Source organism: Sphingorhabdus sp., from assembly GCF_040079335.1.
Classification (GTDB): Bacteria; Pseudomonadota; Alphaproteobacteria; order Sphingomonadales; family Sphingomonadaceae; genus Sphingorhabdus_B.
The window spans coordinates 1-2,115 of record NZ_JBEBKL010000119.1 but is presented as its reverse complement, the minus strand read 5'-3'; the positions used below and the strand labels follow the sequence as shown (position 1 = coordinate 2,115).

Genomic DNA, 2,115 nt, shown 5'->3' with positions numbered 1-2,115 from the left:
CGCCCCGCCCCAGACTCCCTTTTCCGCGGTCTCCTCAGCTGTGTAATAATTGTCCTTGGCAAAATAGGTTGCAGCACCACCGGACGAGCGAACAGGAGCAATGGAGTGCACGGCGCTACAGCTCCGGTCCGTCAGCTTGGCCTATGTCAGGCGCGGATACGCTGCGCTCGCTCCGGCTTTCGGGTTCGAGCGCTTCGCCGAGTTCGCGGCGCGCCAGGTCAAGTCGATACTGATCCTGGACTGGCGGCAAACGGGTTGAGGTGACGTCGGTGCCCGAGCGTTCCACCCCTTCTTTTGAAGCCGTTGTAGTGTTGTGTGCGCTTCCAGGCGAAGCGAGATCGCCCTTGAAGCTTCGGTCAAGAAAGGCCTGACGCGCGGCGGATGTGACAGCCGGTGGATTGCCCTTTGGGTCCGGTTCGGGCGTAGCTTCAGGTTCAGGCTCGTCGGTCAACCCGGTTCGGAGCGCGGGAACGGTAAGCACTGCTGGCTTGTTTTCGATCAGGATTTCAGGCGTTGCATTGCCTTCGCGGCCGCCGGCCTCGCTCTCTTCGTCCTCATCGGCATCATCTGCCAAAAAGGCGAGTGGCTCGACATTTTCGCGCGTTTCATAGGGTGCCGCGATGCTCGGAAAATCTCGATAATGGAGTTGTACGCGCGCTGCATCAAAGCCTTCGGGAAATACTAGGAAGCCGCGCAGCGATGGCAATTTCATGATATCATCGGGGAGAACAAGCGGCTCAACCTGCTGGCGCGGTGTAATGGTGGCCGCATCGCGGATATTGGAATAGCCATAGCTATAGGCCTCATCCATCATCCGCACTTCGCGGTGACCGATATAGTCGGAGCAGCGCTGCGCGGTGTCGCGGTCGGCGGTTGCGAGAATGAGTTTGGTGCGCGCCAGCGATGCGAGGTTTTGCGCACCCTCTTCGCCATAGGTTTCAGACAATTTTGCAAAACTGTGAATACCAAGGACAAAGGCGCCGCCAAAACCGCGTGCTGTTTGCAGACCGTCTTCGATCGCTGGCAGACGGTGCAGCGCATGGACTTCGTCGAAGAAGAACCAGGTTCGCAAATCGCGCGTGCGCGGCAGCCGCATGAGCCGATGGACCGCGAGATTCATCCAGACCGTCAGCAGCGCACGGTTGAGTGCGAGCTCGTTATGCGTTGAGGTGATGAATAATATGCTGCCCGGATTGTCGGCCTTGCCGATCCAGTCGCAGATCGAAAAAGGCGGATTGTCTTCGGGCAGAAAGCGGAGTGCTTGTGCGTTGGTGTTGAACACCGCGCGGATCGATTCTGCCATGCGGGCTGCTTCAGGCGCGGTCAGCGGATCGGCCACGGTATTTTCAAGAAGCTTATGGACCGTTTTGAGGTCCGCCATCATCAACCGGCTCGCAAGATCGCGGTTGGTCGTTTTTCCTTTTTGTTTGAGCCGGATGCATGTTTCCACAAAGAGCGTGCGCGCGGCGAGGATCCAGAAGGGTTCGGACGCCCCCCCATCGATGGGCATCAGCGCGGCCGCGACGCTGCTGAAATCGGCATGGTTTTGACATTCGAGAAAGACCGACCAGGATGGGCATCTTTTGTCCATCGGGTTCAGGATGATGTCGGTTTCAGGATTGTAGAAGGCCTCGACATAGGCGCCGGTCAAATCGAAGACGACGGCCCGATCCTGCCGTGCGCGCATCTGCGCGATCATGTCGCGCATCTGCGTGGTTTTTCCGGTCCCGGTTGTTCCGATGAGCATCGTGTGCGATTGTTCGGTGCGCCAAGGGTAGCGCACGCCCGCCAGCTCATAGGGATGGTGCACACCGCAAAGCTTGCGCTTGATGAAATCCATCGCAAGGACTTCGCTCAGGCTGTTCTTGGGAAAGCAGCGCTGTGCTTCCTTTTCAAACTCGGCCATATTGTGCGCGGCAATCACGGTTGACAGGTCGTCAGCGTCGACAAGCATCGCTCCGCGTTGGTGACGCTCCTCGAGAATCCCTCGTCCGCGTTTGTGCGAGAGGTCGACGAACCAGATGGTCAATGGCACAGCGATGACCGCCGACATGAAAGCCGACCCCCAAAAGGCGCGCATCAACCGTGCCCAGGCATCGATCACCGCCGGATGGC

At 58.8% G+C, this 2,115-nt stretch carries 1 protein-coding gene; it reads right to left on the bottom strand.

Features of this window, described 5'->3' with window-relative positions:
• Positions 1 to 115 precede the first annotated feature (115 nt).
• The coding region (locus ABL922_RS14665) for a type IV secretion system DNA-binding domain-containing protein (protein WP_349024948.1) at positions 116 to 2,115 on the bottom strand (2,000 nt) is incomplete at its 5' end.